Genomic DNA, 19,446 nt, shown 5'->3' on the forward strand with positions numbered 1-19,446 from the left:
TGTTTTTTCTGGTCGGAGTGGCAGGATTTGAACCTGCGACCCCATCGTCCCGAACGATGTGCGCTACCAGGCTGCGCTACACTCCGTGACCAGACCGCGGGCTTATAGCCGCCACTTTCCGATCCTGCAAGCGCCAATGGCTGCACTTGTGTCGCATTTCCTTGCTTTCGCCAAGGTTCCCTGGATGGCATGGGATTTAGCCATCGGATAAAGACCTGCTCAAAAGCTTATGTAGTAAGCCAAACGCCCCGATAAACCGGCATTCCGGCCCTCTGGAGTTTCAATCATTGCCCCTGCGCATCGTTGGCGAAGCCCGGCCTAACAGCTTCGGATTCGAGACCTCGGCGCTGATCAAGGCGTCGGGCTTTCGCGAGTATGACGCGCGCTGGTGGTTTGGCCATCCCGGCTCGACGCAGGAGCCGGAACTCAACCTGATCGGTGTCCAGGCGCTCGGCATGGGCCTGGGCACGCTGATACGCCGCCTGGGCGTCGGACCCGATATCGTCACGGGTCACGATTTCCGCTCCTATTCGCTGTCGATCAAGCTCGCGCTCGTCTCGGGTCTGATGGCGGCGGGCGCACGCGTGAAGGATATCGGCCTGGCGCTCTCGCCCATGGCCTATTTCGCGCAATTCGCGCTGGACACGCCCTCGGTCGCCATGGTCACCGCCTCGCACAACGAGAATGGCTGGACCGGCGTCAAGATGGGCGCGGCGCGGCCGCTGACCTTCGGAGACGAGGTTCACGCCGGCGCACGACCGCGTCATCGAGAGCGGCGCCTGGCGGCGGCGCGTGCGGCACTGGCTGTTCGAGGAGACACTGCCGCTTTGGTCGACGGTCGGCGTCGACGAGCGCCATGGCGGCTTCCACGAGGCGCTGGGCTTCGACGCCACGCCGTTGATGAAACCGAAGCGCAGGCGCACGCAGGCGCGCCAGGTCTATGCCTTCGCGGTCGCCAAGGAGCGCGGCTGGGAAGGCCCCGCCGATCGGCTGATCGCACGGCATCGACTTCATGGCGGGCCGGGCCGCACCGACAAAGGCGGCTGGGTGCGCACGCTCAATATTGATGGCTCGATCGCCGATCCGGTCGAGGACGCCTACGACCATTCCTGCGTGCTGTTGGCGCTGGCGCACGCCCATATGTCGGGCAATCCCGACGCCTTGCGGCTCGGCGAGGAGACCTTTGCCTTTCTCGATGCTCATCTCGAGGACAGCCGCATGACCGGCTTCCTCGAAACCTCCGACGGCGAGGGCGAGCGCCGCTCCAACCCGCACATGCATCTGCTCGAAGCCTTTCTTGCCTGGCACAAGGCCACCGGCGAGCGCGCCTATCTGCGCCGCGCCGCGCGCGTTATCGGTCTCTTCCGCAGCCATTTCTTCGATGCCGAGAGCTGGACGCTGGGCGAATATTTCGACGACGGCTGGAAGCCTGTGGCGGGCGAGAAGGGCGCCTGGACCGAGCCCGGCCATCATTTCGAATGGGCCTCGCTGCTCGTCGATTTCGCGGCGCGCAGCGGCCAGTCCGAGCTCACCGCCTTCGCCCGCAAGCTCTATGCCTCCGCTGTCGCCAACGGCCTCAACCGCGCCACCGGCCTTTCCTACGGCGCCGTCTCGCGCCAGGGCCTGCCGCTCGACCGCGTCTCGCGCAGCTGGCCGCAGGCTGAAGCGGTCAAGGCTGCAGTCGCGCTCGACGGCTCGGGCGGGCCCGACCTCAAGCCGAGATCGAGGCGCGCGTCGGCCGCCTGTTCCGCTGGCACATAGACCCGGCGCCGCTCGGCCTCTGGATCGATCGCATCGACGAGCGCGGCCGGTCATTGGCGACCGACGTGCCGGCAAGCATCTTTTACCATCTGGTCTGCGCACTGACGCAGTACCTGGACGGCACGGCGGAGAAGGGGTGAGGCGATGAAGCTGCTGATCTCCCCCCTTGCGGGGAAGATTGGCTGTCATGTCGGCTTTCGCCAATCGCCAACTTCAGTACGGGCTCGCCACATCTCCCGTCTCGACATAGACCGCCTTCAGCTGCGAATAATGCGCCAGCACCGCCAGCGAATTCTCCCGTCCGATGCCCGACTGCTTCACACCGCCGAAGGGCATTTCCACAGGCGTCAGATTGTAGGCGTTGATCCAGCAGGTGCCGGCCTGCAGCTCGGCGATAACCCGGTGCGCGCGCGGCAGGTCGCGCGTGAACACGCCGGCGGCCAGACCGAACTCGGTGTCGTTGGCGCGCTCGATCACCTCGTCCTCGCTATCGAATTTGAGCACGCTCATCACCGGTCCGAAGATTTCCTCGCGCGCGATGCGCATGCCGTCGGTCACGCCCGTGAACACCGTAGGCTCGATGAAGAAGCCGCCCTCGAAGCCCTGCAGGGAGGGCACGTTGCCGCCGCAGGCAAGCGTCGCCCCTTCCTGCTTGCCGATCGCGATGTAGAATACGACCTTGTCCTGTTGCGCCTTGTTGACCAGCGGCCCCATCTGCGTTTCCGGATCGAGTGGATCGCCGATGCGGATCTTCTTGGTGCGCTCGACCAGCCGGTCGACGAAGCGGTCATGCAGGCCCTTCTGCACGAAGACACGGGTGCCGTTGGAGCAGATCTGGCCGCTCGAATAGAAATTGCCGAGCATGGCGCCGCCGACGGCGTTCTCAAGGTCGGCGTCGTCGAAGACGATCAGCGGCGACTTGCCGCCGAGCTCCATGGTCGCGTGCTTCATCTTCGAGCCGGCGAGCGACAGCACCTTGCGGCCGGTCGGCACCGAGCCGGTCACCGAGACCTTGGCGACGACATCATGGCCGACGAGCCCGGCGCCGACATCGCCATAGCCCTGCACGACGTTGAACAGCCCGTCTGGCAAGCCCGCCTCGCTGTAGATCTCGGCCAGCGCCAGCGCCGACAGCGGCGTGTTCTCCGACGGCTTGAACACCATGGCGTTGCCCATGGCGAGCGCCGGCGCCGACTTCCAGCCGGCGATCTGGATCGGATAGTTCCAGGCGCCGATGCCGACACAGACGCCAAGCGGCTCGCGCCGCGTATAGGCGAACGGCCCGCCGAGATCGATCATCTCGCCGTTGAAGGCCGCGACCGCGCCGGCGAAATATTCGAGGCAATCGGCGGCTGACGGCGCATCCGCCACCAGCGTCTCCTGGATCGCCTTGCCGGTGTCGAGCGTCTCGATGCGCGCCAGGTCGGCATTGCGCGCCCGCAGGAGGTCGGCGGCGCGTCGCAGGATGCGGCCCCGCTCGACCGGCTTCAGCCGTGCCCAGGCCGGCTGCGCGGCGCGCGCGGCCTCGATCGCCAGCTCCAGCACATTCGGCGTCGCCGAATGCAGCGTGGCGATGGTTTCGCCGGTCGCCGGATAGATCACCGGCAGCGGCGCGCCGCCTTCGTCCTCGATGTAGCGGCCGTTGACGTAATGCGATGCCGTTGGCTGGGCGCGCATGGGGCGGTTCTCCAGTTCTCTTCGAGCGGCGGAGCGATCCGCCTCGATCATGCGCTATCTGTCCGACACCCGCCAGCGCGGATTGATCCACGGTTCCTGGTTGGACGGCGCGAGCGGCGTGCGGCCGAGGATGTGGTCGGACGCCTTCTCGCCGGTCATGATCGAGGGCGCGTTGAGATTGCCGTTGGTCACCCGCGGGAAGATCGAGGAATCGGCGACGCGCAGTCCCTCGACGCCGATCACCCGGCACTCCGGATCGACGACGCTCGTGAGATCGTCGGCGCGGCCCATCCTGCAGGTGCCGCAAGGGTGGTAGGCGCTCTCGGCATGGTCGCGGATGAAGGCGTCGAGCTCATCGTCGGTCTGCACGTGCCTGCCCGGCGAAATCTCCTTGCCGCGGAAGCCGTCGAAGGCCTTCTGGCCGAAGATCTCGCGCGTCAACCTTATGCAGTGGCGGAACTCGCTCCAGTCGTCCGGATGCGACATATAGTTGAAGCGGATCACCGGCTTTGCTTTCGGGTCGGGCGAGCGCAGGCCCACCGAGCCGCGCGACTTCGATCGCATCGGCCCGACATGCGCCTGGAAGCCGTGCGACTTCGCCGCCGCCTTGCCGTCATAGCGCACCGCCGCCGGGATGAAGTGATACTGGATATCGGGGTAGTCGACGCCGGCCTGCGAGCGCACGAAAGCCGCCGCCTCGAAATGGTTGGTCGCGCCAAGGCCGGATTTGAAGAACAGCCATTGCGCGCCGATCATCGCCTTGGAGAAGGGATTGAGCACCGAATTCAGAGTGATCGGCCTGGTCGATTCCTGCTGGATGTAAAGCTCCAGATGATCCTGCAAATTGTGGCCGACCCCCGGCCGGTCGGCGATCACCTGGAGGCCGTTTTCCTGCAGATGCGCGCCAGGGCCGATGCCTGACAGCATCAGGATCTTGGGCGAATTGATCGAGGAGGCCGCGACGATCACCTCACGTCGCGCCTTAACGACCTGAATCTGTTTGTTAGCTTCGATCTCGACGCCTGTGGCGCGTTGATTCTCGATCACCACGCGGCGGGCGAAGCCTTTGACCAGACTCACGTTTTTCCGTTTCAGCGCCGGCTTCAGATAGGCGTTCGCGGCCGACCAGCGGCGGCCCCCGAAAATGGTCTGCTCCATCGGCCCGAAGCCTTCCTGCTTGGCGCCGTTGTAATCGTCGGTGATCTCGAAACCGGCCTGGCGGCCCGCTTCGACGAAGGCACCGTAAAGCGGGTTCATGCGCGTGCCGCGCTGCACGTGCAGCGGGCCGCCATGGCCTCGCCAGCCGTCCTCGCCGCCGTTGGCGTCCTCCATGCGCTTGAAATAGGGAAGCACGTCGGCGAAGCCCCAGCCGGCAGCACCTTGTTCGGCCCAGTGGTCGAAGTCGCGCGCGTGGCCGCGCACATAGACCATGCCGTTGATCGAGGACGAGCCGCCGATCACCTTGCCGCGCGGCGTGGCCAGCACGCGGCCGCCGAGATGCGGCTCGGGCTCGCTGGCAAAGCCCCAGTCATAGAGGCTCATGTTGAGCGGGATCGACAGTGCCGACGGCATCTGGATCAGCGGCCCGAAATCGGTGCCGCCGAACTCGATGACGATCACCGAGTGCTTGCCGTCCTCCGACAGCCGGTAGGCCATGGCCGAGCCGGCGGAGCCGGAGCCGATGATGACGAAATCCGCTTCAAGCATTGTTCATTTGCGCCATAAAATCGCCGAGCGAGACATTGCCGCCGGTAGCCACGACGAGGACGGTCTTATCAGCCACATCCACCTTGCCGCTGAGCAGTGCCGCCAGCGATGCCGCGCCGGACGGCTCCAGCACCAGCTTCATCCGCTCGAAGGCGATCTTCATCGCGCGCCGCACCGCGGCGTCGTCGACGGTGACGCCGCGCACGCCGGCAGCACTCACCGCCGCGAACGGTGCCTCGCCGGGTTTGCGCGCCATCAGCCCGTCGCAGATCGATTTCGGCCCGATCGGCATCGTCTCGATCGCGCCATGCGCCAGCGACGATCCCATGCCATCAAAACCTTCAGGCTCGACGGCGACGATCTCGGTCTTCGGCGACAGATAGTGGAAGGCGAGCGACACGCCGCCGATCAGCCCGCCGCCGCCGACCGGGCAGAAGACGACATCGGCGTGAGCCTTCTTCGCCGCCAGCTGGTCGAGCGCCTCCAGCCCCGCGCCCGCCTGGCCGGCGACGATCTCGGGATCGTCGAAAGGATGGAGGAGGGAGAGGTTCTCGGTTTCGGCAATCTCGCGCGCCTTGGCGGCGGCGACTTCCTCGCGGGCGCGGTCGCCGTGGTCGGTCAGCACCACGCGTGCGCCGTAGCCGGCTGTCGCATCGCGCTTGGCGGCAGGCGCATCGATCGGCATGACGATGGTGACGGGAATGCCGAGCGCCTGGCCGGCCGCTGCCAGCCCTTGCGCGAAATTGCCGGAAGAATAGGCGACGACGCCCTTCTTCGCCTCGTCAGCGGAAAGCCGCTTCAGCCGCCAATAGGCGCCTCGCACCTTGAAGGAGCCCGCCCATTGCAGCGACTCCGGCTTGACGAAGACGCGTGCGGCGCCGGTCTCCTTTGCGAGAGCCGTCGACTCCAGCAGCGGTGTCACCTGCGTGGCCGCAGACGTCACGGCATAGGCCTGCTTCAGGTGGTCGAGGGTGGGAACCAGAACGTCTGCCATCATTCGCCTCGCGGATAGCGTTTGCTTTCCTCGAGATTGTCGAGGTTCATGTGGTTGCGCATGTAGCGCTCCGAGGCCTTCTGCAGCGGCTGGAAGTCCCACGGGTAATAGGCGCCGTTGCGCAGCGCCGGGTAGACGACCCAGCGGCGCGCCTGGCTTTCGCGCACGGCCGCATCGAAAGCGGCCATGTCCCAGCGCGCCCGGACTTTGTCCATGAAGGCAGCCACCAGGGCTGCGTTCGTCGGATCGTCGGCGAGATTGTCCCGCTCGAGCGGATCGGCTTCGAGATCGAACAGCTGCGGCGCGTCAAGCTCGCAATGGACGAATTTGTATTTGCCGTCGCGGATGGCGACCAGCGGCGCACAGGAGCCTTCGGCGGCGTATTCCATGAGAACGGGCGCGCTGCGTTCCTTGCCGTCGAGCAGCGGCAGCAGCGACTGGCCGTCGGTCCATTGCGCTATTTGTGCGATGTCGATGCCGGCGAGGTCGCAGAGCGTCGGCGTCACGTCGAGATTGGAAACCGGCGCCTCGATCAGTCCGGCCGGCACGCCCTTGCCGGCGATCATCAGCGGCACGCGCGCGGACCCCTCGAAGAAGCTCATCTTGAACCACAGGCCGCGCTCGCCCAGCATGTCGCCGTGATCCGAGCAGAACAGGATGGTGGTGTCGTCGAGCATTCGCGTCCGCTTGAGGACGTCGAGAAGCTCGCCGAGCTTGTCGTCGACATAGGAAATGTTGGCGAAATAGCCGCGCCGCGAGCGGCGCACCTGCTCGGGCGTGATCTCGAAGGAGGCATGGTCGCTGGCGTGGTAGAGCCGCTGCGAATGCGTATCCTGCTCCTCATACGGAACGAACGGCGTTTCAGGATCGAGCGCCTGGCAGTTGTCGTAGAGGTCCCAGTACTGCTTGCGCGCGACATAGGGATCGTGCGGGTGGGAGAGCGAAACGGTGAGGCACCAGGGCCGGCGGCTGGGGTCGTCCTGCTCGCGCGAAAGCTGGTAGAGTTTTTGCGCGGCCAGGAAGGTGACCTCGTCGTCATACTCCATCTGGTTGGTGATCTCGGCGACGCCGGCGCCGGTGACCGAACCCAGATTGTGGTACCACCAGTCGATGCGCTCGCCGGGCTTGCGGTAGTCCGGCGTCCAGCCGAAATCGGCCGGATAGATGTCGGTGGTCAGCCGCTCCTCGAAGCCGTGCAACTGATCCGGCCCGACGAAGTGCATCTTGCCGGACAGGCACGTGTAGTAGCCGGCGCCGCGCAGATGATGCGCGAAGGTCGGGATCGACGAAGCGAACTCGGCGGCGTTGTCATAGACCCGGGTGCGCGACGGCAGCTGGCCGCTCATGAACGAGGCGCGGCCCGGCGCGCAGAGCGGCGAGGCGGTGTAGTTGTTGGCAAAGCGCGCCGACCGGGCGGCGAGCGCCTTGAGATGCGGCGCATGCAGGAAGCCGGCCGGCCCGTTGGGGAAAAGCGTGCCGTTGAGCTGATCGACCATGACGATCAGGAAATTGGGTCGCCGGGTCGTCAAGGCAGACTCCGTCCGCTGAGCTTGGTTTCGAGATAATCTTCGATGAGCGCGATCGCCGTCTGCGCATCGGGCACGCCGTCCTTCAGCGCGCGGCGGATGTAGAGCCCGTCGATCAGCGCTGCCGTCGCTTCCGCGACGCGGTCCGCTTCGGCCCTCGGCAGGATGCCGGTCAGCCCGCTCATCAGGTTGGAATTGAGCCGCCGCGCATAGACGCGCAGCAGGCGTCGCAGCTCGGTCGATTTCTGCGCCTCGACATAGAAGGCGAGCCAGGCAGCGATGATTTCGGGCTGGAATTGGTCGTCGGAGAAACTGACCGCGACGACGGCAGAGACGCGCTGGCGCGGCGTGACGGCGAGGCGAAGCGCGCGTCGTGTGTCGGCGTTGAGCTCGGCAAGGATGTGCCGCATCGTCGCGAACAGCAATTCGTCCTTGGCGCCGAAATAGTGATGCGCGAGCGCCGAAGACACGCCGGCGCGGCCGGCGATCTCCGACATCGTCACATCCAGCGAGCCGCGCTCGCCGATCGCCGAGATCGTTGCGTCGATCAGCGCCCTGCGGCGCAGCGGTTCCATTCCGATTTTCGGCATCTGGGAGATCCGGTTCCGGGTAAGATTATTTTTTATTGACGGATCAATCAACAAAAAATCGGCGCCGCGATCAACCGATCGTGTCGCTCTGGCCCATCTCTTGGACTGGAAAACGGTTCACTATTGAACAATATTGAATCTCATGCCGCGATCGAACGTGCTAGGTTGCGCGGCAAATGGAGGCTGCCATGACCGCATGCATCGTCGGCTGGGCGCATTCGCGCTTCGGCAAGCTCGAAGGCGAGACGCTGGAGGGCCTGATCACCAAGGTCGCGTTGGAGGCGCTCGACCATGCCGGCATCGGCCCTGACGATGTCGACGAGATCGTGCTCGGCCATTTCAACGCCGGCTTTTCCCCGCAGGACTTCACCGCGAGCCTTGTGCTGCAGGCCGACGACCGGCTGCGCTTCAAGCCGGCGACGCGCGTCGAGAATGCCTGCGCCACCGGCTCCGCGGCCGTGCGGCAAGGCATCCGCGCCATCGATGCCAACGCCGCCCGCATCGTGCTGGTGGTCGGCGCCGAGCAGATGACCACAACGCCCGGCCCGGAGATCGGCAAGAACCTGCTCAAGGCATCCTATCTGCCTGAGGAAGGCGACACGCCGGCAGGCTTCGCCGGCGTCTTCGGCAAGATCGCGCAGGCCTATTTCCAGCGCTATGGCGACCAGTCGGACGCGCTCGCGATGATCGCTGCCAAGAACCACCGGAACGGCGTCGACAATCCCTACGCCCAGATGCGCAAGGATTTCGGCTATGAGTTCTGCCGCCAGGAAAGCGAGAAGAACCCGTTCGTCGCCGGTCCGCTCAAGCGCACAGACTGCTCGCTGGTCTCGGACGGCGCGGCGGCACTTGTGCTCACCGACACCGCGACGGCGCTCAGGATGCGCCGCGCCGTCACCTTCCGCGCCAACGAGCATGTCCAGGACTTCATGCCGATGTCGAAGCGCGACATCCTCGCCTTCGAGGGCTGCGAGCGGGCCTGGGGTCAGGCGCTGAAGAAGGCCGGCGTCACGCTCGATGACCTCTCCTTCGTCGAGACGCATGACTGCTTCACCATAGCCGAGCTCATCGAATATGAGGCGATGGGTCTGGCCAAGCCCGGCGAGGGCGCCAAACTGGCTCTGGACGGGACAACGGCCAAGGACGGCCGCCTGCCGGTCAACCCCTCCGGCGGCCTGAAGGCCAAGGGCCACCCGATCGGCGCCACCGGCGTTTCGATGCATGTGCTGACCGCCATGCAGCTGACCGGCGAAGCCGGCGGCATCCAGGTGCCGGGCGCCAAGCTCGGCGGCATCTTCAACATGGGCGGCGCGGCGGTGGCCAACTACGTTTCCATCCTCGACCGGATCAGGTAGAAGCGGCCCGCGTTCTTGCGGGAGATACCATGGCAAATCCGGTTCTGGTCGAGGTCTTGCGCGGCGCGGTGGTCGAAAGCGCCCACCGCGGCGCCATCAGCGTCTTCGACGCCGACGGCAAGCCTGTCTGGGAACTCGGTGACACGGAACGTCCGGTGTTCCCGCGCTCGGCGGTGAAGGCGATCCAGGCGCTGCCGCTGGTCGAGAGCGGCGCAGCGGATTTCTTCGGCTTTGGCGACCGCGAGCTGGCGCTGGCCTGTGCCTCGCATTCCGGCGAGCCGGCGCATGTCAAGCTGGCTGCGGCGATGCTCGCCAAGGCAGGTCTCGACAAAACGGCGCTCGAATGCGGCGCGCACTGGCCGTCGAGGCACGATGCGACGATCGCTCTCGCCCGGGCCGGCGGCTTCCCGAACGCGTTGCACAACAACTGCTCCGGCAAGCATTCCGGCTTCCTTTGCACATGCGTGCACGCCGGCATCGCGCATCGCGGCTACGTCATGGCCGGCCACGCTTTGCAGGACATGGTGCGCGACGCCATGCAATCGGTGACCGGCGCCGCGCATGACGTCGACCATTGCGGCACCGACGGCTGCTCGATCCCCACTTACGCCGTGCCGCTGAAGAGCTTCGCGCTGGGCTTTGCCCGCATGGCGACGGGCAGGGGCTTTGCGCCTGAACGCGCGAAGGCGGCGAAGCGGCTGCTCGCGGCCTGCATGGCCGAGCCTTTCCTGGTGGCCGGCACCGGCAAAGCGGATCTCGCGCTGATGCAAGCCGCCCCAGGCCGCATCTTCGTCAAGACCGGCGCCGAAGGCGTCTACTGCGCGGCATTGCCCGAGCTCGGCCTCGGCATTGCCTTGAAATGCGATGACGGCGCCGGCCGCTCCTCCGAAGTGATGATCGCGGCGGTGCTGGCAAAACTGCTGCGCGGCGACGAAGCGCTCGCGGCAAAACTCACCGAGATCACCCATGCGCCAGTCGAAAGCCGCATCGGCGCCAAGGTCGGCTCGCTGCGGCCGACGCCGGCTCTGAGCTAGCGCGGACAATGCGATACGCCTGACTGTGGCGGCCTCTCCGGCGGACAAGTTATCCCTTGTGAGCCGTCTTCAGCGACAGCACCAAAGTCATCGGATTTTTGGGGGAAGCCTGAAAGCCATAACGCTCAGAAAACGCTTTGGCTTCGTCCGATATGGCATGAACCAAGAGACCGCGAATGCCGAGAATGGCAGCCGCTTGACCGGTCCGCAGCACCGCGTCCTGCAAAAGAGCGACGCCCAGACCCTTTCGCCGCCACCTTACATCGACAGCCAAACGGCCAAGCACAACCATGGGCACGGGATCGGGCATATTGCGCCGGATCGAACCGGGCGCATCCGCCAGGTCAAGCCCGCCTGATGAAAGGCAATAATAACCGACAACGCGCGTGCTTTCAGCAATCACATAGGTTCTGGACGCCCCGCTGACTTGATTGGCGCGCGCGCGCCGTCGAAGCCATTGATCCAGGCTGTCGGTCCCGCTTTGAAAAAGGTCGAGTTCGTGACTATCGGCAAGAAGGGCTGGTGCCGATGGCATCAGTCCCGCCAAGGCTTGGGCGCATTCATCAGGCGGGCGAATCCCTCGCCGCTTGGTGGCCGATCGAGGATATCGAGATAATGCCGATAGCTTTCGGCATCGACCTTGACGAGCGTCTGGTCGAGCAGCGTGTCTTCGGCTGCTCGGTAAGCGGCGTCGATCATGAAATCAGAGCGGGTCTTCCCGCGTATCTTCGCGGCGCGATCGATCAGGATGCGGACATCCTCGCGGATGCGCAGATTGACGGGCTTGGCGTGGGTATCCTGGTTTTTCGTGACCATGGCAATGAATCCTTCCGTTTTCAATATAGCGCCTTTGCATACACAATGTGTATCTAAATCTAAGGCTACCAATTTGCAGGGTTCAGCCTGCCCTTAGGCGAGAACGGCGCGTGGCAAAGATCAGCGCGACGGGCCAAGGCCGAAGGCGCAAAGCCTCCGGAGCGTCCTGCCGGCGAGGGGCCCTGCACGGTATCTCTGCCATCCTGTATCGCGATTGGCAGCGGCGAGATTGCCGCCAAGATCCAGGCCACATTATCGTGGCCTCCTAGCTCACCTTATTGCGCTCGACGGTCAGATGCGCATAGCCCGTGTCGGCTGACCGGGCGAGATCGCCTGTTACGGGCTCGGCCCAGCGCTGGCCAACGATGGCGCCATGCTGCGCGCCGTCGATGACATTGTCCGAGATGACGGCGGTGCCGGAGCCTTCGACAACGGAGACGACGATGCCCGTGCCCGCCTTGCGGATGATGTTACCCGTCGCCACCACATTGCGCAGATAGGGCCCCCAGCCGAGTTGCATGCCGTAGAGCGGCGCGTTCTCGACGACGTTGCCCGAAACCGTGGTGTCGGCCTCGGCGCTGATGCCGACGCCGAAGCCGGGCGGGTCGGCGGTGTAGGGGCCGACCGTCGACAGGTTGCGCACGATATTGTTCGAGCACACGGCCATGCGGCCGCCTTCGTTGAAGTTGACGATCGAGATGCCGTTGGCGGCGCCGTCGACGAGATTGTTGCTGAGGATCGCGCCTTCGAAGGAGAACTCCGAATAGATCCCCGTTTCGCCCGATCGCGAGCAGGTGTTGCCGCTGATCTGCAGGTTGCTGGAGCTGTTGGCGCGGATCGCCGAGAAGGCGCAGTCGGAAACGACATTGCCCGAGATGATGACATTGCCGGCGCGGAAGGCGTTGATGCCGTTGCCGTTCTGGCCGGTGCCGCCGCTGCGCGCGCCGATGCGTTGCACGCGGTTGCCGCTTACGATGGTGCCGTCCTCCGCCTGTTGCCAGCGATGCACCAGAATGCCGCCATTGGCGCAGTCGGACACCGTATTGCCCGAAATCTCCAGCCCGCCGGCCTCGACCGAATAGATGCCGGCGTCCGCCGCGCCCGAAATGTCGGAGCGGCCGATGCGGCCGGCGACATGCTCCAGCGCCAGCCCGTTCTTGCCGCTGCCCGTCACCTGGCAATTGTCGATGACGAGATGGTCGACGCGGCGTAGATCGAGCAGCCCCTGCGTATAATCGGCCAGCCAGCGGTTGCTGCCGTCGAGCACCAGCCCGCTGAGCTCGATATGCTCTGCCTGTTCGGCCATCATCAGATGGCCGTTGCCGCCATAGACGATGCGGGTCGCGCCGGGCACACCCGACAGGCGCACGCGTGCGGGCAGCTTCAGGTTGGAGACCAGGTAGGTGCCGGGTGGCAGGAACACCGGCGCGTCGCGGTCGCTCGCATCAGTGAGCATCTTGGCGAAGGTCTTGCTCTGATCGTCCAGCGCGCCGGGCTGCATGCCGATCTCGACGGCGTTGATCGAGCCGCGCATCGCGGCCTTCTCGATGCCGGGCAGCATCTTCGCCGATGCCTTGCCGGCAAAGAGCCCGGCGGCAGCGAGGCCGGCGGTCCGGGCAAGCAGCGTTCGTCTGTTCAACATCGGCACAGGTCCTGGCGTTTCGCCTTGTCTGTCGCAGGAATCATGCCAGGGCCGGCTCGCAGGCAAATCGCTTGTGCAGTCGTCGCACCAAGCCTAAGTTCGTGTTATGAGCAGAGCTTTCACGCGCGAAGAAGACAGCGAAAACGCCATTGCCGGCGTCGGCGAACGGCCGGTCAGCCCGCACCGCAATCTGGTGACGGAGCGTGGCCTGGCGATGATCGAGGAGAATCTCGCCGAACTGCGCGACCTGATGGCCAAGGCCGAACGTCGCGGCGATCGCGAGCGCCTCGCGGTGGTGTCACGCGACCTGCGCTACTGGACGGCCCGGCGCGAGAGCGCCGAGCTTTCCGTGCCGGAGCCGGGCAGCGAAGTTATCCGCTTCGGCATGGGCGTCACGCTGGAAAACGACGACGGCAAAAAGGTGCATTGGCGGATCGTCGGCGAGGACGAAGCGGACCCGTCGAAGGGCAGTATTTCCCATGTCTCGCCGATGGCCATGGCGCTGTTCGGCAAGAAGGTCGGCGAGGTCGTCAAGGTCAACGGCAAGGAGTGGGAGATCGTCAAGGTCTCGTATAAGGCAGAGAACTAGCCGGCGGCGTCTACTTTGCCAGCTTTTGCAATCCGACCGAGTATTTGTCCATGACATCGCGAGCGGCACTCATCTGCCGTTCGAAGTTGTCGAGCACTGGCCCTAGAATGACGCCGTCGTCAGTTTCTATGATCTGAAGCTGATCGCCCACTTGAAGATTCAAGCTGTCGAGCAGTTCCCGCGGCAAGATCAGGGCTTCTGACCCGTCGTCGAGCTTGTGGATGATCGTTTTCATAACCGGCGCACCCTTGGTTGCGGCCATCATTATGGCACAACCTTGTCGGTAACACCGCATTCACTGTGCCGCCAGCAGCCGATCCATCAGCCGGTCCGCCGCCTGCGGGATAACCGTCCCCGGCGGGAAGATTTCCGCCGCCCCTGCCTCCAGCACCGCGTCATAATCCTGCGGCGGGATGACGCCGCCGGCGACGATGAGCATGTCGCCATGGCCGAGCTTTTTCAGCGCGTCCTTGAGTTCGGGGATCAGTGTCAGATGTCCGGCCGCCAGCGAAGACGCGCCGATGATATCGACATCGTGCTGCACTGCCAGCCGCGCGATCTCGTCCGGCGTCTGGAACATCGGACCGACGGTGACGTCGAAGCCGAGATCGGCAAAGGCGCTGGCGATCACCTTCTGGCCGCGGTCGTGGCCGTCCTGACCCATCTTGGCGACCAGGATGCGCGGCTTGCCGCCGGTCTTCTTCTCGAATGCCTCGATCTTCTCTTTGAGCCGGTCGACCGCCGGATTGTCGCCGAGCGCGTCGCGATAGACGCCGGAGATGGTCTGCACGGTGGCCGCATGGCGGCCGAACACCTTCTCCAGCGCCAGCGAGATCTCGCCGACAGTCGCGTTGGCGCGCGCAGCGCGGATCGCGAATTCGAGCAGGTTCTCGCCGCTCTCGGCCGCGTGGGTGAGTGCGGCAAGCGCATCCTCTAGCGCCGCGACGTCGCGCGTGCCCTTCAGCCGCTGCAGCTTCGCCAACTGCCGGGCTTTCACCTCGGCATTGTCGATCTTCAGCACGTCGACCTCGATATCGGCTCCCGGGCGATGCGCGTTGACGCCGACCAGCACCTGCTCGCCGGAATCGATGCGCGCCTGGGTGCGCGCGGCCGCTTCCTCGATGCGCAGCTTGGGGATGCCTTTCTCGATCGCCGCCGCCATGCCGCCGAGGCTTTCTACCTCCTCTATATGGGCGAGCGCGCGGGCCGCCAGATCATGCGTCAGCCGCTCGACATAGACCGAGCCGCCCCACGGATCGATTATGCGCGTGGTGCCGGATTCCTTTTGCAGGATGAGCTGCGTGTTGCGCGCGATCCGCGCCGAATGGTCGGTCGGCAGCGCCATCGCCTCGTCGAACGAATTGGTGTGCAGCGACTGGGTATGCCCCTGCGTCGCCGCCATCGCCTCGATCATCGTGCGCGTGATGTTGTTGTAAGGGTCCTGCGCCGTCAGCGACCAGCCGGAGGTCTGGCAGTGGGTGCGCAGCGACAGCGAACGCTCGTCCTTCGGCGAAAAATTCTTCTTCATCAGGCTCGACCACAGCAGCCGCGCGGCGCGGAGCTTGGCGACCTCCATGAAGAAGTTCATGCCGATCGCCCAGAAGAAGGAAAGGCGCGGCGCGAAGCGGTCAATGTCGAGGCCCGCGGCAACGCCGGCGCGCGCATATTCGATGCCGTCGGCGATCGTGTAGGCGAGCTCGAGGTCGGCCGTCGCGCCGGCTTCCTGCATGTGGTAGCCGGAGATCGAGATCGAATTGAACTTCGGCATGTGCCGCGACGTGTAGGCAAAAATGTCCGACACGATCCGCATCGATGGCTTCGGCGGATAGATATAGGTGTTGCGGACCATGAACTCCTTCAGGATGTCGTTCTGAATGGTTCCGGCGAGGTCCTTCTCGGCGACGCCCTGTTCTTCCGCCGCCACGATGTATAAAGCCATGATCGGCAGCACCGCGCCGTTCATCGTCATCGATACCGTCATCTCGTTGAGCGGGATGCCGTCGAACAGCTGGCGCATGTCGAGGATGGAATCGATCGCCACGCCCGCCATGCCGACATCGCCGGCGACACGCGGATGGTCGCTGTCATAGCCGCGATGCGTGGCAAGGTCGAAGGCGACCGACAGGCCCTTCTGGCCTGCTGCGAGGTTGCGCCGGTAGAAGGCGTTGGATTCCTCGGCCGTCGAGAAGCCGGCATATTGCCGGATCGTCCAGGGCTGCTGGACATACATGGTCGGGTAGGGGCCGCGCACGAAGGGCGGCAGGCCGGGATAGGTGTCGAGGTTGGCGAGGCCCGTGAGGTCGCCTTGCGTGTAGAGGTGCTTGACCGCGATGCCTTCCGGCGTCATCCGCTGGCCTTTGAGCTCGACCGGCGCGCGGCGCGGCGCCGACCAGCCGATCCGGCTGAAATCGGGGATCATGATCCGGCTCCGATCGACTGATCGATGCGCACTGGAAACAGCGGCTCGCATGTCGCGACGCCTTCGGTCAGAGCCGGCCGCCGCTCGGTGGGCAGCGTCTCGACCGGGCGCTCGCTGCCGGCGCGGAACAGGGTGGTGCCGATGATGCCGCGTTCACCAGCCCGATAGGCGGCATTGCGTTTCGCGGCGGCCGTCTGCACGCGGTTCTGGATGTAGCCCTGCTGCAGGCTGTTGAGCACGCCGCCCTCGGCCTCGATGCGCTGGAATTCCTCCCAGGCCGCCGCGCAAAGCTCGTCGGTCAGCGCCTCGACCGCGCCGGAGCCGCTGGCCGGATCGGCCACGTGATGGAGATGGCTCTCATGCGCCATGATCAGCTGTGCGTTGCGGGCGACGCGGCGGGCAAAACCGGCGGGCAGTCCATGCGCGATGGTGTGCGGCAGGATCGAGACCGAATCGGCGCCGCCGGCGGCCGCGGCGAAGGCGGCAATCGCGGTGCGCAGTATGTTGGTTTCCGGATCGGCAACCGTCATCATGCGATAGGAGGTCTCGGCGTGGACGTTTGCCGTCGAGCCCGGAATAGAGCAGGCTTCCTGGATCCGCGCCCAGAGCTCGCGCAACGCCCGCACCTTGGCCATCGACAGGAACTGGTCCTGGTCGACGCTGAGCGCGAAGCCGATATAGGGCGCGGCATAGACCAGCGGCTGGCGTGCCTTCTCGAACATCCTGAGATAGGAGACGGCGGACGCCATCATCGTGCCGAGCTCCTGCGCCTCGGTGGCGCCGGCATTGTGGAAGACGCGGCCGTCGGCTTCGAGCAGCACGCCTGGCACGCCCATCGAGAAAAAATGCGCCAGCGATTGCGGCATCGATTCCTGCAGCGCCTCGATCGAGGTGCGCAGCCGCCCGGTGCCGGCGAAGATCGCCGCCGGGTCGATGCCGAAGGAGAGGTTCAGCTTCGTCGGATCGGAGCGGCGCCGGGTCAGGAAGGCGAGCAGCCAGTCGGCCACGGCGCGGCTCCAGGGATGCGCATCGATGCGCACCTGCACGCGGTTGAGCGGCACCCCGTCGAGCACCGTTTCCAGTGCCCCCGCCGTTCTCGGCAGGCCGTAGCCGAAGGCATTCGGCGCGCCCTCGAAGACCAGCGACAGGCCGGTCGCGCCCTGCGCGATGTCCTCCAGCGCCTGGGCGCTGGCGCGGGCTATATCCGGATCATCGACACGCTGGCTGACGATCCAGGGCGATTGCGGGTTGGTGCGTACAAGCGGCTCGGCGCTGGCCGAGCGTTCGCTGAGCGGCTCGATGCGGATGCCGTCATCGGTGTGCGAAACGAGCTTCTCCTCGAAGGAGCCGCCGGCAAGCGCCTTTTCAGCCAGCGCCAGCCAGCGCTTGGCGTCCGGGTTCGGAAGGTCGACATCCCTAGTCAAGGCGCCGGCGCCCATCGCACTCCTCGTTTCTCGGCCGCATCAGCCGGTTCAGCCAATCTAGGGCCGTCAGCCGGATATCACAATGCGGCTGCGGCCCCGTCGCCTCTTCCCACTGCTAACCGATTGCCAAACATGCGCAAAATCCGCAAGCTTCAAAAGGGCTATTTCAGCGGCGGGCCATTGTCGCTCGGCGATAGCGTTACTATACCTCGAACGAGCCTCGGGCGCTTGACGGAACAGATTGCGGAGACCGGACATATGGCTGACGACACCAGCATCTTCATCGGCGCCAGCCGCAAGCCTGACGATTCCTACCAGCGCGCGGAGGAACTGTTGCTGCGCTACGGCAACCGCCACGGCCTGATCACCGGCGCCACGGGCACCGGCAAGACGGTCAGCCTGCAGGTGCTGGCCGAGGGCTTTTCCAACGCCGGCGTCCCCGTCTTCTGCGCCGACATCAAGGGCGACCTGTCCGGCATCGCCCTGATGGGCGAGGCCAAGGATTTCCTGGTCAAGCGCGCTGAGCAGGTGAAGCTCGATCCTTACCAGTTCCAGGAATTCCCGGTCATCTTCTGGGACCTATTCGGCGAGCAGGGCCACCCGATTCGCGCCACCATCTCTGAAATGGGGCCGCTGCTCATGTCGCGGCTGATGAACCTTTCGGAAGCGCAGGAGGGCGTCATGAACATCGCCTTCCGCATCGCCGACGAGGAAGGCCTACTGCTGCTCGACCTCAAGGACTTGCAGGCGCTGCTCGCCAACATCGCCGATCGCGCCGACCAGCTCAGCGCCCGCTACGGCAATGTCACCAAGCCGTCCGTCGGCGCCATTCAGCGCACGCTTCTGGTGCTCGAACAGCAGGGTGCCGCGAATTTCTTCGGCGAGCCGGCGCTGCGCATCGCCGATCTCATACGCACCACACGCGACGGCCGCGGCGCGGTCAGCGTTCTAGCCGCCGACAAGCTGATGATGAATCCCAGGCTCTACGCCACCTTCCTGCTTTGGCTGATGTCGGAACTGTTCGAGGAGTTGCCCGAGGTCGGCGATCTCGACCAGCCGAAGCTGGTCTTCTTCTTCGACGAGGCGCATCTCCTGTTCGAGGACGCGCCGAAGGTGCTGGTCGACCGCGTCGAGCAGGTGGTGCGGCTCATCCGCTCCAAGGGCGTCGGCGTCTATTTCGTCACCCAGAATCCGCTCGACATTCCGGAAAAGGTTCTGGCCCAGCTCGGCAATCGCGTCCAGCACGCGCTGCGCGCCTATACGCCGCGCGAGCAGCAGGCGGTGCGGACGGCGGCCGAGACCTTCCGGCCGAATCCCGATTTCGACTGCGCCACCGCGATCACGCAGCTTGCCACCGGCGAGGCGCTGGTCTCGATGCTGGAGGACAAGGGTGTGCCGGCCATGGTCCAGCGCACGCTGATCCGGCCGCCGTCGTCACGGCTCGGGCCGATCACGCCGGACGAGCGCCGCAAGATCATCTCGGAAAGCCCCGTCGCCGGCCAATACGACCAGGCGGTCGATCGCGAATCGGCCTTCGAGATCCTGCAGAAGAAGACCAAGGAGGCGCAGGACGCCGAGGCGCAGGCGCAGCAGGCGGGCAGCGGCGGCTCGCGCTGGACCATTCCGGGCTTCGACGATGTTTTGGGAACGTCGGGCCGGCGGTCTTCCAACCGCCAGACGGTGGCCGAAGCCGCGATCAAGTCGGTGGTGCGCTCGGTCGGCTCGTCGGTCGGCCGTGCCATCGTGCGCGGCATTCTGGGCAGCCTGGCCAGGGGCCGGTAACACCCACGGCATTTGCAGCCGGCCCGTCGGCGCGCCGCACGAATGCGGCTATGAAGATCGGCAAAGAGCAGGTCCGCCAGATCGGATTTCCGCCCAAGAATGAGGCACCGATTGAGGCGCTTTTTGGCAA

15 protein-coding genes, 1 tRNA gene and 2 pseudogenes are annotated in these 19,446 nt (G+C 65.4%); 6 read left to right on the forward strand and 12 right to left on the reverse strand.

The window, feature by feature from the left end; genetic code table 11:
* Nucleotides 1–9: 9 nt before the first annotated feature.
* A tRNA-Pro gene (locus tag EH240_RS29465) sits at nucleotides 10–86 on the reverse strand.
* 201 nt (nucleotides 87–287) lie between these two features.
* On the opposite strand from EH240_RS29465, the pseudogene EH240_RS29470 reads away from it, so the two are divergent.
* Both EH240_RS29470 and EH240_RS29475 read left to right on the forward strand, forming a co-directional pair.
* A pseudogene (locus EH240_RS29470) lies at nucleotides 288–740 on the forward strand (phosphomannomutase/phosphoglucomutase); the annotation flags it as partial.
* Between the two features lie 160 nt (nucleotides 741–900).
* Nucleotides 901–1,901 (forward strand): annotated as a pseudogene (locus EH240_RS29475) (AGE family epimerase/isomerase).
* Between the two features lie 73 nt (nucleotides 1,902–1,974).
* Here the strand turns inward: EH240_RS29475 and betB are convergent.
* The 5 genes from betB to betI are packed head-to-tail and all read right to left on the reverse strand — an operon-like array spanning nucleotide 1,975 to nucleotide 8,255.
* Nucleotides 1,975–3,438: a betaine-aldehyde dehydrogenase gene (gene betB, locus EH240_RS29480; RefSeq protein ID WP_125005173.1), complete on the reverse strand. Its 1,464-nt coding sequence runs from the start codon at nucleotides 3,436–3,438 to the stop codon at nucleotides 1,975–1,977.
* 54 nt (nucleotides 3,439–3,492) lie between these two features.
* The gene (gene betA / locus EH240_RS29485) at nucleotides 3,493–5,145 is read right to left on the reverse strand and encodes a choline dehydrogenase (RefSeq protein WP_125005175.1); all 1,653 of its coding nucleotides are present in this window, start codon (nucleotides 5,143–5,145) and stop codon (nucleotides 3,493–3,495) included.
* A complete protein-coding gene (locus EH240_RS29490) occupies nucleotides 5,138–6,142 on the reverse strand; it encodes a threonine/serine dehydratase family protein (protein WP_167484211.1) in 1,005 nt (334 codons plus the stop codon). The genes betA and EH240_RS29490 overlap by 8 nt, the downstream gene beginning before the upstream one ends.
* Nucleotides 6,139–7,668, reverse strand: coding sequence for a choline-sulfatase (betC, locus tag EH240_RS29495; protein ID WP_125005179.1), 1,530 nt, complete (start codon nucleotides 7,666–7,668; stop codon nucleotides 6,139–6,141). Before betC ends, EH240_RS29490 begins: the two co-directional genes overlap by 4 nt.
* Nucleotides 7,665–8,255: a choline-binding transcriptional repressor BetI gene (gene betI, locus EH240_RS29500; protein WP_125005181.1), complete on the reverse strand. Its 591-nt coding sequence runs from the start codon at nucleotides 8,253–8,255 to the stop codon at nucleotides 7,665–7,667. The genes betC and betI overlap by 4 nt, the downstream gene beginning before the upstream one ends.
* A gap of 188 nt (nucleotides 8,256–8,443) precedes the next feature.
* Between betI and EH240_RS29505 the strand changes: the two genes are divergently transcribed.
* Together EH240_RS29505 and EH240_RS29510 are read left to right on the forward strand one after the other, a co-directional pair.
* The gene (locus tag EH240_RS29505) at nucleotides 8,444–9,610 is read left to right on the forward strand and encodes an acetyl-CoA acetyltransferase (RefSeq protein ID WP_125005183.1); all 1,167 of its coding nucleotides are present in this window, start codon (nucleotides 8,444–8,446) and stop codon (nucleotides 9,608–9,610) included.
* A 29-nt stretch (nucleotides 9,611–9,639) separates the two neighbouring features.
* Nucleotides 9,640–10,644: an asparaginase gene (locus EH240_RS29510; protein ID WP_125005185.1), complete on the forward strand. Its 1,005-nt coding sequence runs from the start codon at nucleotides 9,640–9,642 to the stop codon at nucleotides 10,642–10,644.
* Between the two features lie 49 nt (nucleotides 10,645–10,693).
* Here the strand turns inward: EH240_RS29510 and EH240_RS29515 are convergent, their stop codons facing one another.
* From EH240_RS29515 to EH240_RS29525, 3 genes are all read right to left on the reverse strand, one after another.
* The gene (locus tag EH240_RS29515) at nucleotides 10,694–11,179 is read right to left on the reverse strand and encodes a GNAT family N-acetyltransferase (RefSeq protein ID WP_125005187.1); all 486 of its coding nucleotides are present in this window, start codon (nucleotides 11,177–11,179) and stop codon (nucleotides 10,694–10,696) included.
* On the reverse strand, nucleotides 11,179–11,460 hold the full coding sequence (locus EH240_RS29520) for a type II toxin-antitoxin system TacA family antitoxin (RefSeq protein WP_125005189.1): 282 nt from the start codon (nucleotides 11,458–11,460) through the stop codon (nucleotides 11,179–11,181). Before EH240_RS29520 ends, EH240_RS29515 begins: the two co-directional genes overlap by 1 nt.
* Nucleotides 11,461–11,725: 265 nt before the next feature.
* Nucleotides 11,726–13,102, reverse strand: coding sequence for a TIGR03808 family TAT-translocated repetitive protein (locus tag EH240_RS29525; protein WP_125005191.1), 1,377 nt, complete (start codon nucleotides 13,100–13,102; stop codon nucleotides 11,726–11,728).
* A gap of 106 nt (nucleotides 13,103–13,208) precedes the next feature.
* Here EH240_RS29525 and greA point away from each other — a divergent pair, with 106 nt between their 5' ends.
* Nucleotides 13,209–13,691 (forward strand): transcription elongation factor GreA, encoded by a 483-nt coding sequence (greA, locus tag EH240_RS29530; RefSeq protein ID WP_125005193.1) that lies wholly within the window; start codon nucleotides 13,209–13,211, stop codon nucleotides 13,689–13,691.
* Nucleotides 13,692–13,701: 10 nt separating this feature from the next.
* Here greA and EH240_RS29535 read toward each other — a convergent pair whose 3' ends face one another.
* Genes EH240_RS29535 through EH240_RS29545 form a run of 3 tightly spaced genes read right to left on the reverse strand, consistent with a single transcriptional unit; the run spans nucleotide 13,702 to nucleotide 17,549 of the window.
* Nucleotides 13,702–13,956, reverse strand: coding sequence for an AbrB/MazE/SpoVT family DNA-binding domain-containing protein (locus EH240_RS29535; RefSeq protein ID WP_245436482.1), 255 nt, complete (start codon nucleotides 13,954–13,956; stop codon nucleotides 13,702–13,704).
* A gap of 30 nt (nucleotides 13,957–13,986) precedes the next feature.
* Nucleotides 13,987–16,110, reverse strand: coding sequence for a methylmalonyl-CoA mutase (scpA, locus tag EH240_RS29540; RefSeq protein ID WP_125005195.1), 2,124 nt, complete (start codon nucleotides 16,108–16,110; stop codon nucleotides 13,987–13,989).
* Nucleotides 16,107–17,549: a methylmalonyl-CoA mutase subunit beta gene (locus tag EH240_RS29545; protein ID WP_125005197.1), complete on the reverse strand. Its 1,443-nt coding sequence runs from the start codon at nucleotides 17,547–17,549 to the stop codon at nucleotides 16,107–16,109. Before EH240_RS29545 ends, scpA begins: the two co-directional genes overlap by 4 nt.
* 243 nt (nucleotides 17,550–17,792) lie before the next feature.
* Here EH240_RS29545 and EH240_RS29550 point away from each other — a divergent pair, with 243 nt between their 5' ends.
* Nucleotides 17,793–19,316, forward strand: a complete 1,524-nt coding sequence (locus EH240_RS29550) for a helicase HerA-like C-terminal domain-containing protein (RefSeq protein WP_125005199.1) — start codon at nucleotides 17,793–17,795, stop codon at nucleotides 19,314–19,316.
* The last annotated feature ends 130 nt before the right edge of the window (nucleotides 19,317–19,446 follow it).

The organism is Mesorhizobium tamadayense (assembly GCF_003863365.1).
In the GTDB taxonomy this organism is placed as follows: domain Bacteria; phylum Pseudomonadota; class Alphaproteobacteria; order Rhizobiales; family Rhizobiaceae; genus Mesorhizobium; species Mesorhizobium tamadayense.